This window comes from Serratia sp. NA_13 (assembly GCF_052691735.1).
This window is the reverse complement of sequence record NZ_JBQZFV010000026.1, coordinates 13,821-25,990: the sequence shown is the minus strand read 5'-3', so window position 1 is coordinate 25,990 and position 12,170 is coordinate 13,821. Positions and strand designations below refer to the sequence as shown.

16 protein-coding genes are annotated in these 12,170 nt (G+C 52.2%); 6 read left to right on the top strand and 10 right to left on the bottom strand.

The window, feature by feature from the left end:
* The first annotated feature begins 327 nt into the window (after positions 1 to 327).
* Positions 328 to 870 carry a gamma carbonic anhydrase family protein gene (locus ACUTSU_RS22265; protein ID WP_167796692.1) on the top strand — a complete coding sequence of 181 codons (543 nt, stop codon included), beginning with the start codon at positions 328 to 330 and terminating at the stop codon, positions 868 to 870.
* 37 nt (positions 871 to 907) lie between these two features.
* On the opposite strand, the gene aroE is transcribed toward ACUTSU_RS22265, so the two are convergent.
* The 5 genes from aroE to dprA are packed head-to-tail and all read right to left on the bottom strand — an operon-like array spanning position 908 to position 4,452.
* A complete protein-coding gene (gene aroE / locus ACUTSU_RS22260; RefSeq protein ID WP_445652957.1) occupies positions 908 to 1,726 on the bottom strand; it encodes a shikimate dehydrogenase in 819 nt (272 codons plus the stop codon).
* Positions 1,727 to 1,737: 11 nt separating this feature from the next.
* Positions 1,738 to 2,307, bottom strand: coding sequence for an L-threonylcarbamoyladenylate synthase type 1 TsaC (tsaC, locus tag ACUTSU_RS22255; RefSeq protein WP_445652956.1), 570 nt, complete (start codon positions 2,305 to 2,307; stop codon positions 1,738 to 1,740).
* A 7-nt stretch (positions 2,308 to 2,314) separates the two neighbouring features.
* On the bottom strand, positions 2,315 to 2,860 hold the full coding sequence (locus ACUTSU_RS22250; RefSeq protein ID WP_445652955.1) for a topoisomerase DNA-binding C4 zinc finger domain-containing protein: 546 nt from the start codon (positions 2,858 to 2,860) through the stop codon (positions 2,315 to 2,317).
* A gap of 25 nt (positions 2,861 to 2,885) precedes the next feature.
* Positions 2,886 to 3,359, bottom strand: a complete 474-nt coding sequence (gene smg / locus ACUTSU_RS22245) for a DUF494 family protein Smg (protein ID WP_012147203.1) — start codon at positions 3,357 to 3,359, stop codon at positions 2,886 to 2,888.
* Positions 3,331 to 4,452: a DNA-protecting protein DprA gene (gene dprA, locus ACUTSU_RS22240; protein ID WP_445652954.1), complete on the bottom strand. Its 1,122-nt coding sequence runs from the start codon at positions 4,450 to 4,452 to the stop codon at positions 3,331 to 3,333. Before dprA ends, smg begins: the two co-directional genes overlap by 29 nt.
* Positions 4,453 to 4,585: 133 nt before the next feature.
* On the opposite strand from dprA, the gene def reads away from it, so the two are divergent.
* From def to mscL, 5 genes are all read left to right on the top strand, one after another.
* Positions 4,586 to 5,095, top strand: coding sequence for a peptide deformylase (def, locus tag ACUTSU_RS22235; RefSeq protein ID WP_012147205.1), 510 nt, complete (start codon positions 4,586 to 4,588; stop codon positions 5,093 to 5,095).
* Between the two features lie 17 nt (positions 5,096 to 5,112).
* Positions 5,113 to 6,057, top strand: coding sequence for a methionyl-tRNA formyltransferase (gene fmt / locus ACUTSU_RS22230; RefSeq protein ID WP_445654734.1), 945 nt, complete (start codon positions 5,113 to 5,115; stop codon positions 6,055 to 6,057).
* A gap of 73 nt (positions 6,058 to 6,130) precedes the next feature.
* The gene (gene rsmB, locus ACUTSU_RS22225) at positions 6,131 to 7,420 is read left to right on the top strand and encodes a 16S rRNA (cytosine(967)-C(5))-methyltransferase RsmB (protein ID WP_445654733.1); all 1,290 of its coding nucleotides are present in this window, start codon (positions 6,131 to 6,133) and stop codon (positions 7,418 to 7,420) included.
* A gap of 77 nt (positions 7,421 to 7,497) precedes the next feature.
* The gene (gene trkA / locus ACUTSU_RS22220) at positions 7,498 to 8,874 is read left to right on the top strand and encodes a Trk system potassium transporter TrkA (protein WP_261093302.1); all 1,377 of its coding nucleotides are present in this window, start codon (positions 7,498 to 7,500) and stop codon (positions 8,872 to 8,874) included.
* A 140-nt stretch (positions 8,875 to 9,014) separates the two neighbouring features.
* The gene (gene mscL, locus ACUTSU_RS22215) at positions 9,015 to 9,431 is read left to right on the top strand and encodes a large-conductance mechanosensitive channel protein MscL (RefSeq protein WP_012147209.1); all 417 of its coding nucleotides are present in this window, start codon (positions 9,015 to 9,017) and stop codon (positions 9,429 to 9,431) included.
* A gap of 57 nt (positions 9,432 to 9,488) precedes the next feature.
* On the opposite strand, the gene ACUTSU_RS22210 is transcribed toward mscL, so the two are convergent.
* The 5 genes from ACUTSU_RS22210 to ACUTSU_RS22190 all read right to left on the bottom strand — a co-directional run bounded on the left by ACUTSU_RS22210 (position 9,489) and on the right by ACUTSU_RS22190 (position 12,152).
* On the bottom strand, positions 9,489 to 9,695 hold the full coding sequence (locus ACUTSU_RS22210; RefSeq protein WP_445654732.1) for an alternative ribosome-rescue factor A: 207 nt from the start codon (positions 9,693 to 9,695) through the stop codon (positions 9,489 to 9,491).
* Between the two features lie 84 nt (positions 9,696 to 9,779).
* A complete protein-coding gene (zntR, locus tag ACUTSU_RS22205; RefSeq protein ID WP_445652950.1) occupies positions 9,780 to 10,211 on the bottom strand; it encodes a Zn(2+)-responsive transcriptional regulator in 432 nt (143 codons plus the stop codon).
* Positions 10,211 to 10,585 carry a DnaJ family domain-containing protein gene (locus tag ACUTSU_RS22200; protein ID WP_445652949.1) on the bottom strand — a complete coding sequence of 125 codons (375 nt, stop codon included), beginning with the start codon at positions 10,583 to 10,585 and terminating at the stop codon, positions 10,211 to 10,213. Before ACUTSU_RS22200 ends, zntR begins: the two co-directional genes overlap by 1 nt.
* Before the next feature lie 147 nt (positions 10,586 to 10,732).
* Positions 10,733 to 11,122, bottom strand: coding sequence for a 50S ribosomal protein L17 (gene rplQ / locus ACUTSU_RS22195; RefSeq protein WP_004929726.1), 390 nt, complete (start codon positions 11,120 to 11,122; stop codon positions 10,733 to 10,735).
* 40 nt (positions 11,123 to 11,162) lie between these two features.
* The gene (locus tag ACUTSU_RS22190; RefSeq protein WP_002919219.1) at positions 11,163 to 12,152 is read right to left on the bottom strand and encodes a DNA-directed RNA polymerase subunit alpha; all 990 of its coding nucleotides are present in this window, start codon (positions 12,150 to 12,152) and stop codon (positions 11,163 to 11,165) included.
* Positions 12,153 to 12,170: the final 18 nt, after the last annotated feature.

Sequence of the window (12,170 nt, the reverse complement as noted above, 5' to 3'; positions counted from 1 at the left end):
GGCTTGCTATCTCGAGGTGGCGTATATTACGCTTTCCTCTTTCAGAGTCAACCCCTAAATTTCAGGATTTTTTCTCTTCGAACCCCGAAGACTCTGTGAAGTTGTTCACATGTTCCGTGTCGATGGAGGCGCATTATAGGGAACCGAGTTTTTTGCACAACCCCTTTTTTGATCTTTTATCACTGCTTGCACACTTTTCGGCCCTTTCGGGTGGATCTTGCGCGATCAGGGCCGTTTTCCGCAGGATCCGTCGCTTCAGTTGGTTGTAATTCCACCGCCAACGTCTAGTATTGCCGGTAAATATGATCCCGATGCGAGGCTATTACCATGTCTGATGCAGTACGTTCTTATCTTCATTACTCTCCCAAACTGGGCTTGCGCGTCATGATCGACCCTTCCAGTGTGGTGATCGGTAACGTTGAGCTGGCCGATGACGTCAGTATCTGGCCGTTGGTTGCCATCCGCGGTGATGTGAACGCGGTAAAGATCGGGGCACGCAGCAATATTCAGGATGGCAGCGTGTTACACGTGACCCATAAGTCTGAACATAACCCTGAGGGTTACCCATTATTGATCGGTGAAGACGTTACTGTTGGGCACAAGGCGATGTTGCATGGCTGCGCCATCGGCAATCGGGTGCTGGTAGGTATGGGATCGATCCTATTGGATGGTGCAGTAATAGAAGATGATGTGATGATTGGTGCTGGCAGCCTGGTTGCACCGGGTAAACGCCTGGAGAGCGGCTATCTCTATATGGGTAGCCCGGCACGCCAGGTTCGCCCATTGACCGCTGCAGAGCGGGAAGGGTTACTTTACTCTTCTACTAACTATGTACGTTGGAAAGACGAATACTTGTCAGAAGATATCTGACTGGCGCCCGTTCCCGCTCAGGGGAACGGGCCCCGAGTTACACTGCCAGTTCGTGACGCAGCTGGCGCAATACCGGTTCGATCTCCGGCATCACACCATGCCACAGCAGGAACGCATGTGCGGCCTGCCCCACCAGCATCCCTAAACCGTCGGCATATTCTGTGGCACCCTGTTGCTGTGCCCAGGCCAGAAACGGAGTTAATCCCTGCTGATAAAACATGTCATAACAACGCGTATGGCTATTGACCGTACCAACCGGTAGCGCCGGGATGTCACCACTGATGCCGGATGCCGTAGCGTTAATCACTAAATCAAACCGCTGTTGATCAAGTTGATCCAGAGGCAACGCGGATATTTCACCCAGATGCTGGAATACCTGCGCCAATGTCTGTGCGCGGCTAAAAGTACGATTGGTGATCACCACTTCGCAACCAAAAGACAGTAGCGGCAAGATCGCGCCACGTGCCGCGCCACCCGCCCCCACCAACAGGATACGATCCTTGGGTTGGATCAACTTCTGACGTTCAAGATCGGTTAGCAGACCGATCCCATCGGTGTTGTCACCCAGTAACCCACCGTCTGGCAGTATCTTCAAGGTATTTACCGCACCGACCAGCGAGGCTCGTTGACTGAGTTCGGTCGCCACTTCATAAGCATTTTCTTTAAAAGGAACCGTGACGTTCGCTCCCTTGCCACCAGCTTGAATGAACGTCTGCAAAGTGGTTTTGAAACCATCCAGTGGCGCCAGCACAGTTCCATAGGGATGTTCTATACCTGTTTGCGCGGCAAATAGCGCATGAATACGCGGTGACTTGCTGTGGCCGATAGGATTACCGAATACTGCAAACTTCTCCATGCACGTTACCTCTAGCCTTGACGGATCTGCTTACCGGTCAGGACATCTCTGATTTCGGAAGGATTAAGACGGCCACCGACGCTGCCGGCCAACACCGGGAAAGCGGCACCAAACTGCTGCTGCACTTCATCGGCACTACGGCAAGGTTCCTGCCCGCTGAGGTTGGCGCTGGTCGATACCAGCGGTTTGCCAAACTGCTGACAAAGTTGCTGTACCAACGGATGATCGCTAACGCGTACCGCCAACGAATTGAAACGGCCGGTCAACAAACGCGGCGTTTCTGACCGTGCAGGGATCACCCAGGTCACCGGGCCCGGCCAACTGGCAAACATCGTGGCGCGTTGCTGTTCGTTCAACGCGGTGTCATCTATATAAGGTGTTAACTGTGCGTAATCAGCCGCAATCAGGATCAAGCCCTTTTCCCAGGGACGCTGTTTCAGTGCCAATAAGGCATTAACCGCCAGCTCGCTGTCGGGATCGCAACCCAGGCCAAACACCGCCTCGGTCGGATAGGCAATGACCTGTTGATTATGTAGGGCGTCAATAATTGGCGTGAAGATGGCTGTGGATTCTGAGCTCATGATGTCATTATTCTGTGATTACTACGGGTTTCCCGCAAAGTTTACTGGCACAGCAAAGGGTTGGACCTTTCGCCGTGCGCTTTTCAATCAGCAACGGATAGTGGCAATACTCACACTCCCCGGCAACGGGTTTAAAATTGAGAACAAACTGGCAATCAGGATAGCGATCGCAGGAGTGGAACACCTTGCCATAGCGCGATTTCCGCTGCAGCAGTTTACCCTGCTCGCACTGCGGACAACTGATGCTGGTTTCGTCCGGTTTATCGATAACTTCGGTGTGATCGCACTCCGGGTAGTTACTGCAAGCGATAAACATGCCGTAACGCCCCTGGCGTAAGGCCAGCGTCGCCTGGCATTTCGGACATTCCTGCCCATCCAGCATTTTTACAATATGGCCATCGGCCTGCGCTTTCAGCGGCCGGATATGTTGGCATTCAGGGTAACGGGTACAGCCGAGGAAGGGGCCGTGGCGACCACTGCGGATCACCAGCTCGGCCCCGCATTCCGGACAGGGTTCATTTTGCCTGGCGGCAAAAATCGCGGCTTTTGTCATAACTTCTTCTATGTATGTTATCGGCTCAGTGCAGATAACCTTCGTTTACTTCAAACAACAGTTCTTCCATTTGCTGATAGGCACTTTCATATCCGGGGATATTAAACAGCACCATCAGCACCACCCATTTCAGATCTTCGAGATCGAATTCCGTGTTATCCAAAGCCATAACACGGTCGATAACCATTTCACGGGTTTCGAGGTTCAATACCTGAATCTGCTCCAGGAACAGGAGGAAACCACGGCAACTGGCATCCAAACGCACGCCTTCTTCTTCGGTGTAAATCCGCATTGCCAGCGGATCGGCATCCATAAAATACGGCGCATTTTCGCCTTCCTGCAGGTCAGCGAGCTTTTCAAGCCAATTCAACGCGTTGTAGATATCATCCCGATGAAACCCCGCCTGAGCGAGATCATCAGTCAGTTGATCCTGATCGACGCGCATCTCTGGTTCATTGTGGATATAAGTTTCAAACAAGTACATCAGTACGTCGAACATGGCCTGCCCTCCTTATTCGGACATAGCCGCCGGGTACAGCTGCGATCCACCCTGCTAACTCCAGATCGAGTAATTTGATTACCACCTCTGGCACAGGTTGGCCGGCACGTTCAGCGACGACGTCAACAGGTGTCACCTCATCTCCTACGTTAGCCAACACATCGGCAAATGGCAATTCAACTTCGGCCTCTGACGCACAAATAGTTGTATTTTCGTTCAGTGACAGCCAATGCAGCCCGCTTCCCAGTTGTTCAGCGATCTCTTTCGGGTCGGTAACCAGATAAGCTCCCTGTTGGATCAACCAATGCGTGCCTTCGCTCATCGGATTGCCCAGCGCCCCAGGTAAGGCAAAAACCTCACGTCCCTGCCCCAGCGCATAACGTGCGGTAATCAGAGTTCCACTGCGTAAAGAGGCTTCAATCACCACCACACCCAGACTCAATCCACTAATGATACGGTTACGACGAGGAAAATGATCTGGCATCGGCAGATCGGTGACCAGATATTCAGAGATCAACGCCCCGCCATGCTCGACAATTCGTTCTGCCAGGCGGCGATGCCGGCGCGGATAGATGTTGTCCAAGCCGCTGCCCAATACCGCTACCGTTCCTCCTTCCGCCGCCAGTGCCGCGCGGTGGCAAATACTATCAATGCCAAGGGCCAACCCGCTGGTGATGGTAAACCCGCAGTGCACCAACCCGGTGGAAAAGTAATTGGCCCAGTGTTCACCGTAATGACTAAACTGACGGCTACCTACCATGGCGATTTGCGGCTGCTGCGCTGCATCCGGGTTTCCCTTAACCAGCAGCAACAGCGGAGCATCGTCGATAGGGAGCAATCGCTCTGGGTAGCCAACCTCACCGTAGACCCACATCAAGTTGCCGGGTTGTTCCAGCCAGGTGAGAGTGGCCGCCAGATAGCGCGGATCCACATGACGAAACTGAGCCCGCTGCCGGTCATTCAACCCCAATTCCCGTAACAGCGGATAAGGCTCTCCTCCAGTCTTCACCATCTGCCGTATCATCTGGCTGGCCTGCGCCGCCCCCAGCCCGGTGACACCGCGCATCCGTAAGCCAATTTCCTGTGCCTGCATCGCCTGTTCCCTCGCAGAAAATGGTGGTATTACCAATTCGAGCAATTGGTGCGCAATGCTGTCAATCAGGCTGGGAAATGTCTAGAATAGAAGCTAAACCTCGTTTATCACTCGGATACAGATCTCAAGATATATGTCAGTATTGCAGGTATTACATTACCCAGATGACCGGCTGCGCAAAGTCGCGGCCCCGGTAAAAGAAGTCAATGCGAATATCCAGCGCATCGTGGATGATATGTTTGAAACCATGTACGCAGAGGAAGGCATTGGCCTAGCTGCGACGCAGGTGGATATCCATCAGCGCATTATCGTCATTGACGTTTCTGAGAACCGCGATCAGCGCCTGGTGCTGATCAACCCGGAACTGCTGGAAAAAAGCGGTGAAACCGGGATTGAGGAAGGCTGCCTTTCCATTCCTGAACAACGTGCTTTAGTCCCGCGCGCTGCTGCTGTGAAAATCAGAGCGCTGGACCGCGACGGCAAACCTTTTGAGCTGGAAGCCGACGACCTGTTGGCCATCTGTATCCAGCACGAGATGGACCACCTGGTAGGCAAGCTGTTCGTCGATTACCTGTCGCCACTCAAGCGCCAGCGTATCCGTCAGAAACTGGAAAAAATGGCCAAGCTTAACGCCCGCGCCTAACCGCTCAGGAAATCAACGTGTCTGACTCTTTACGGATTATTTTTGCCGGAACTCCAGACTTCGCAGCGCGTCACCTTGACGCGCTGTTGTCATCTGGGCACCAGATTGTCGGGGTTTTCACTCAACCCGACCGCCCTGCGGGACGTGGCAATAAGCTGACGCCCAGCCCAGTCAAGGTTCTGGCCGAGCAGCACCATTTACCGGTGTTTCAGCCCAAATCACTGCGCCCGGAAGAAAACCAGCACCTGGTTGCCGATCTCAACGCCGATGTCATGGTGGTCGTGGCTTATGGCCTGATCCTGCCCAAAGCGGTGTTGGATATGCCGCGACTCTGTTGCATCAACGTCCATGGTTCATTGCTGCCTCGCTGGCGTGGTGCCGCACCGATCCAACGTTCACTGTGGGCTGGCGATCATGAAACCGGCGTTACCATAATGCAGATGGACGTGGGTTTGGACACCGGCGATATGATGCACAAGATTGCCTGCCCGATCGAAGCCGATGACACCAGCGCCAGCCTGTACGATAAACTGGCTAAGCTCGGCCCACAGGGCATGCTGACCACGTTGCAGCAGATGGCTGCAGGTACAGCGAAACGTGAAGTGCAGGATGAATCGCTGGTCACCTATGCCGAAAAATTGAGCAAAGAAGAAGCCCGTCTGGACTGGAATTTGTCCGCTGCGCAACTTGAGCGCTGCGTTCGTGCCTTCAACCCGTGGCCCGTCAGTTATTTCACCATTGACGAACAACCGGTGAAAGTGTGGCAGGCAACGGTGTTGGCGCAAAACGCGGATGCAGAGCCTGGCACCATCATCCATGCCGACAAACACGGCATTCAGGTGGCGACCGCCGAAGGTATTCTTAACCTGACTCAACTGCAGCCAGCAGGCAAAAAACCCATGTCAGCTCAGGATTTGCTGAACTCACGTCGTGAATGGTTTACACCGGGCAACCGGTTATAAACCGCCCCCACTGCCCGGCCAATTATCGCCGGGCTGTTTCTTTCTTAATGCCGATCGTTATCAGCTTTAGCCTATGAAAAACAATTACAATCTCCGCAGCATCGCGGCCATTGCCATCGGCCAGGTGTTGGATCAGGGCCAGTCGCTCAGTACTGTCCTGCCGTCACTGCAAAAAACCATTTCTGACAAGGATCGTGCTCTGCTGCAGGAACTGTGCTTTGGCACCCTGCGCGTCCTGCCGCAACTGGAATGGTGTATTCAACAATTAATGGCCAAGCCAATGACCGGCAAGCAGCGCACGCTACACTATTTGTTGATGGTCGGCTTATACCAACTGCTGTATACCCGTATCCCCGCTCATGCAGTGCTGGCGGAAACCGTAGAAGGCGCAGTAGTGCTGAAACGCCCGCAGCTTAAGGGCCTGATCAACGGCGTATTGCGCCAGTTCCAACGCCAGCAGGACGAATTACTGCAACGGGCTGCCAATAATGACAGCCGCTATCTGCACCCGAGCTGGCTGTTGAAACGTATCCAACAGGCCTATCCCGCACAGTGGGAGCAGATCATCGATGCCAATAATCAGAAGCCGCCAATGTGGCTACGCGTCAACCGTTTGCATCATACTCGCGAAGACTACTTGCAGTTGATGGAACAGGCTGGCATTGCCGCGGAACCGCATGCCGAATATCGCGATGCGGTACGTCTGCTGGCACCCTGCGCCGTGACCGATCTGCCAGGCTTTACCGACGGCTGGGTCAGCGTGCAGGATGCCTCCGCTCAGGGTTGTGTCGCTCTGCTGGATCCGCAAGACGGGGAACAGATCCTCGATTTGTGCGCGGCTCCTGGTGGTAAAACCACTCATATTTTAGAGGCAGCTCCCAAAGCCCATGTGATGGCCGTCGATATCGATGACCAGCGCCTGAGCCGGGTCAAAGAAAACCTGCAACGTCTGCGTTTGCACGCCGAAGTGAAGCAAGGCGATGGCCGCACTCCGCATCAATGGTGCGGCGACAAGCAATTCGATCGCATTTTACTGGATGCTCCTTGCTCTGCTACCGGTGTGATCCGCCGTCACCCTGATATTAAATGGTTGCGACGCGACAGTGATATCGCTGAACTGGCAACACTACAGGCCGAGATTATCGAGGCTATCTGGCCGCATCTCAAAAGTGGAGGTGTGATGGTGTATGCCACCTGCTCCATCTTGCCGGTAGAAAACGCTGAGCAGGTTAGCGCCTTCCTCCAGCGTCATGCCGATGCCCGCTTGGTTGAAACCTGCAACCAGCAACAGCATGGCCGACAGAATCTTCCGCATCCAGAGGATGGGGATGGATTCTTTTACGCTAAGCTGATTAAAATGTAGCTGTTCAGTGCTCTGGGCGCGGCTGTTGCGCCCTTTCAGATAATCTTCAGCGGTTTCAGTGTGAAGCAGAGAAGCGAATGAAAATAATTATTCTTGGCGCGGGTCAGGTTGGCGGGACACTGGCAGAAAACCTGGTGGGTGAAAATAACGATATTACCGTCGTGGATACCGATTCCGGCCGCCTGCGTCAGTTACAGGATAAGTTCGACCTGCGGGTCGTTCAAGGCTACGGCTCTCATCCACGTGTACTCCGGGAAGCGGGGGCGGAAGATGCCGACATGCTGGTTGCCGTCACTAACTCAGACGAAACCAACATGATTGCCTGTCAAATTGCCTACTCGTTGTTTAATACACCTAACCGAATTGCCCGTATTCGTGCGCCAGAATATATCCGCGAGTCAGAGAAGCTGTTTCATCCAGAAGCGGTACCCATTGACCACCTGATCTCACCAGAACAGCTGGTTATCGACTACATCTATAAATTGATTGAGTATCCGGGCGCGCTGCAGGTGGTCAACTTTGCAGAGGGCAAGGTCAGCATTGCCGCGGTAAAAGCCTATTACGGCGGCCCATTAGTCGGCAATGCGCTCTCTTCAATGCGCGAACATATGCCGCACATTGATACTCGCGTCGCCGCAATCTTCCGGCAGGATCGACCGATTCGCCCACAGGGCTCCACCATTATCGAAGCTGGCGATGAAGTGTTCTTTGTTGCCGCCTCACAGCATATCCGTGCGGTAATGAGTGAATTGCAGCGACTGGAAAAACCCTATAAGCGCATCATGATTGTTGGCGGTGGCAACGTCGGCGCTGGCCTGGCGCAAAGGTTGGAGAAATCTTACAACGTGAAGTTGATTGAACGTAATCAGCAACGCGCCGCAGAGCTGGCCGAACAACTGCATGACACCATCGTATTTTATGGCGATGCTTCTGACCAGGAGCTACTGGCAGAAGAACACGTTGATCAGGTGGATGTTTTTATCGCCATCACCAACGATGACGAAGCAAATATTATGTCCGCCATGCTCGCCAAACGCATGGGGGCCAAAAAGGTAATGGTGCTGATTCAGCGTCGTGCCTATGTCGATCTGGTACAAGGCAGCGTCATCGATATTGCTATTTCTCCACAACAAGCAACTATTTCAGCGCTGTTGGGCCATGTGCGAAAAGCGGATATCGTCAGCGTTTCCTCACTCCGTCGTGGTGTTGCGGAAGCCATCGAAGCCATTGCGCACGGTGACGAAAGCACTTCAAAAGTGGTCGGCCGCATCGTTGAAAATATTAAATTACCGCCGGGCACTACCATTGGTGCCATTGTTCGCGGTGATGACGTTATTATTGCCAACGGCAGCAGTAAAATCGAACAGGGCGATCACGTCATTATGTTTATAACCGATAAAAAGTTCGTCCCTGACGTTGAGCGGCTGTTCCAACCCAGTCCTTTCTTCCTGTAGAACAAATGTAGTAATGAATGGTCTATAATTGCGAGGTTGTTCTCTGCCATAGAATGAGATAAAACTTTTCGCTCCTTTTGTGGCAAAGGGAAATTGCTTTGTTAAACTTGAGTTATTAAATTCTGCAAGGGGTGCGTTCTATGAGTATGATGAAAGAGTTCCGCGAATTTGCCATGCGTGGCAACGTGGTCGACTTGGCAGTGGGTGTAATTATTGGTGCGGCGTTTGGTAAAATCGTATCGTCTTTCGTTGCAGATATCATCATGCCGCCGCTGGGCTTGCTGATCGGCGGTGTTGATTTCAAACAATTCCACCTGGTATTACGTGAAGCCCAAGGTGCGGTTCCTGCAGTAGTGATGAACTACGGTTCATTCATCCAAACCATTTTCGATTTCGTGATTGTTGCCTTCGCTATTTTCCTGGCAATTAAATTAATGAACAAAGTACGCCGTAAACAGGAAGAAGCGCCGGCAGCGCCGCCTGCGCCAACTGCAGAAGAAAAACTGCTGACTGAAATTCGCGATTTACTGAGCCAACAGCAACAGCCAAAACTATAAAATAGTTTATCTGGGATTACTAAAAAGCCATCTTATTCAGATGGCTTTTTTAATCCCTTAAAACCAGAAGGCCAGTGGTAAATTATCCTTTGATAGTTTACCACTGACCTCCCAGTTACTGCCTTTTGCATGTTTGTCTTTACGCCGGTAGCTACCTTTCCCTTTGGTATTTTTCTCTATCCTTTGGCGGAATAATGGATCGTGCAACAGTGCCTCAATGGCATTGTCCTGTATCTGACCTTTGGTATGACGGTATTTAGTCATGGTAATTCTCCTTTTTTATGTATGGATATAAATCGTGGCGATAATACTGCTGTCCGTGTAAAAATTAAAGTGCCGCCAGCCCTTTCAGGCACCTTTTTTTGTTTTTTCATCACTGGCACCCTGTTCTAGCGCTTCCAAAATCGAGCAATAATTGCTGGTATGCGCGCTACCGCAACAGGCATCGCTGAGGCGTTTTAGCGACTCACGCATCCGAGTAAGCTCTTTAAGCTTATTCTCTACTTCACTGAGCCGTGCATCCACGATCGACTTCGACTCCCGACAGGTATGATGTACAGGGTCAACCCGGATAGACAATAGTTCGGCAATGGTTTCCAATGTAAAACCGAGTTGTTTGGCATAACGGATAAAACGCAACCTCTGCAAGTCTTGATCGCTATACAACCGATAGCCGCCCTCGGTACGGATGTTATGATCCATCATTCCCTGCTTCTCGTAGTAACGCACGGTGTCGGGCGTTACGTCAGCAAGTTTTGCCAGTTGGCCAATTTTAAGCATCAGTCTTTCTCCGGTGAAAATTTTCCACTCAGTGCACGTTGATATTCACTATGCAAGAAATCGGTACTCATTCCTGCTTGTCGCAAACGATATTCCAGCAGGACCATCCGTTTGCCAAGTTCAATATAGTCCGGATGATCACTATCAATCACTTGCAGCAACCGAGCTACATTCAAAGCCTCTTTGCGATCCTCCAACTCAGCGGGTAAATAGCCGGCGTTTTTAAGCAAGCGAAAGCCAGTACGCAATTCAGCAGGCACGGCACTGTCATCGTCCAATACAAGTGGTTGGCCCTGACCAGGCAAATTATCTAATTCACCTTTAGCCTGCGCATCAAGGATATGACGCTCCGCCCATTGATCGAGTAACCACATGAGATGCCCCCTCAATTGGTCTGATTAATAGCGTTAGCATAGCGGATAGGGGCGGGGATCTTAAGTCTGGCGGAGAAAGAACGCACGTTTGGCTGACGATAGACGTAAAAAAACCGGGCAAGCCCGGTTTTTTTACGCGTCCACAGATTACTCTGCAGTTGCTACTTCTGCTTGAGACTCAGCACGATCAACCAGCTCGATGTATGCCATCGGCGCGTTGTCGCCTGCGCGGAAGCCACACTTCAGAATGCGAGTGTAACCACCGGCACGGCTCGCGAAACGCGGGCCCAGCTCGTTAAACAGTTTTGCCACGATCTCGTTATCACGAGTACGGGCGAATGCCAGACGACGATTAGCTACGCTGTCGGTCTTGGCAAGAGTAATCAGCGGCTCAACAACGCGACGCAGCTCTTTTGCTTTTGGCAAGGTCGTCTTGATGATCTCATGACGAACCAAAGAGCCGGCCATGTTACGGAACATAGCCTGGCGATGGCTGCTGTTACGGTTCAGTTGACGACCACTCTTACGATGGCGCATGACCTTATCCTTCTCAGTAAAACCTTAACCTGTGATCCGGTTACTCGTCAGCAATGCTTGCCGGTGGCCAGTTTTCCAGGCGCATGCCCAGTGACAGTCCACGGGAGGCCAGCACGTCTTTAATCTCAGTAAGAGATTTTTTACCCAGGTTCGGCGTTTTCAGCAACTCAACCTCGGTACGCTGTACCAGATCACCGATGTAGTGGATAGCTTCTGCCTTAAGGCAGTTAGCAGAGCGGACAGTCAATTCCAGATCGTCAACAGGGCGCAGCAGAATCGGATCGAATTCTGGTTTCTCTTCTTTAACTTCTGGTTGACGAACATCACGTAAGTCAACAAAAGCTTCAAGTTGTTCAGCCAGGATGGTAGCCGCACGGCGGATCGCCTCTTCAGGATCGATCGTGCCATTGGTTTCCATTTCGATGACCAGCTTGTCCAGGTCAGTACGCTGTTCTACACGCGCTGCTTCAACATTGTAGGCAATACGCTCTACAGGGCTATAGCAGGCGTCAACCAACAGACGACCGATCGGGCGCTCATCTTCTTCCGAATGAATTCGGGCAGAAGCCGGCACATAACCACGACCACGTTGAACTTTGATACGCATGCTGATAGCAGCGTTTTCATCGGTCAGGTGGCAGATCACGTGCTGAGGCTTGACGATTTCGACATCACCATCATGGGTAATGTCGGCAGCGGTCACAGGGCCAATGCCAGATTTATTCAGGGTAAGGATAACTTCATCTTTCCCTTGAACTCTCACCGCCAGCCCTTTCAGGTTGAGCAGGATCTCCAGGATATCTTCCTGTACGCCTTCTTTGGTGCTGTACTCATGCAGTACACCATCAATCTCAACCTCGGTCACCGCGCAACCCGGCATAGACGAAAGCAGAATACGGCGCAGTGCATTGCCGAGAGTATGGCCAAAGCCACGCTCTAACGGCTCAAGGGTCACCTTGGCGTGCGTCGAACTGACTTGCTCGATATCTACCAGGCGCGGTTTTAGAAACTCTGTCACAGAACCCTGCATTGTGTCCTCTCTTTGGTA

Excerpts from the sequence above, each read along its gene's own strand:
- aroE (WP_445652957.1), bottom strand. The coding sequence starts at position 1,726 with ATGGAGAAGTTTGCAGTATTCGGTAATCCTATCGGCCACAGCAAGTCA.
- ACUTSU_RS22190 (WP_002919219.1), bottom strand. The coding sequence starts at position 12,152 with ATGCAGGGTTCTGTGACAGAGTTTCTAAAACCGCGCCTGGTAGATATC.
- rsmB (WP_445654733.1), top strand. The coding sequence starts at position 6,131 with ATGAAAAACAATTACAATCTCCGCAGCATCGCGGCCATTGCCATCGGC.
- mscL (WP_012147209.1), top strand. The coding sequence starts at position 9,015 with ATGAGTATGATGAAAGAGTTCCGCGAATTTGCCATGCGTGGCAACGTG.
- tsaC (WP_445652956.1), bottom strand. The coding sequence starts at position 2,307 with ATGAGCTCAGAATCCACAGCCATCTTCACGCCAATTATTGACGCCCTA.
- ACUTSU_RS22250 (WP_445652955.1), bottom strand. The coding sequence starts at position 2,860 with ATGACAAAAGCCGCGATTTTTGCCGCCAGGCAAAATGAACCCTGTCCG.
- dprA (WP_445652954.1), bottom strand. The coding sequence starts at position 4,452 with ATGCAGGCACAGGAAATTGGCTTACGGATGCGCGGTGTCACCGGGCTG.
- def (WP_012147205.1), top strand. The coding sequence starts at position 4,586 with ATGTCAGTATTGCAGGTATTACATTACCCAGATGACCGGCTGCGCAAA.
- ACUTSU_RS22210 (WP_445654732.1), bottom strand. The coding sequence starts at position 9,695 with ATGACTAAATACCGTCATACCAAAGGTCAGATACAGGACAATGCCATT.
- trkA (WP_261093302.1), top strand. The coding sequence starts at position 7,498 with ATGAAAATAATTATTCTTGGCGCGGGTCAGGTTGGCGGGACACTGGCA.
- ACUTSU_RS22200 (WP_445652949.1), bottom strand. The coding sequence starts at position 10,585 with ATGTGGTTACTCGATCAATGGGCGGAGCGTCATATCCTTGATGCGCAG.
- smg (WP_012147203.1), bottom strand. The coding sequence starts at position 3,359 with ATGTTCGACGTACTGATGTACTTGTTTGAAACTTATATCCACAATGAA.
- ACUTSU_RS22265 (WP_167796692.1), top strand. The coding sequence starts at position 328 with ATGTCTGATGCAGTACGTTCTTATCTTCATTACTCTCCCAAACTGGGC.
- zntR (WP_445652950.1), bottom strand. The coding sequence starts at position 10,211 with ATGCTTAAAATTGGCCAACTGGCAAAACTTGCTGACGTAACGCCCGAC.
- rplQ (WP_004929726.1), bottom strand. The coding sequence starts at position 11,122 with ATGCGCCATCGTAAGAGTGGTCGTCAACTGAACCGTAACAGCAGCCAT.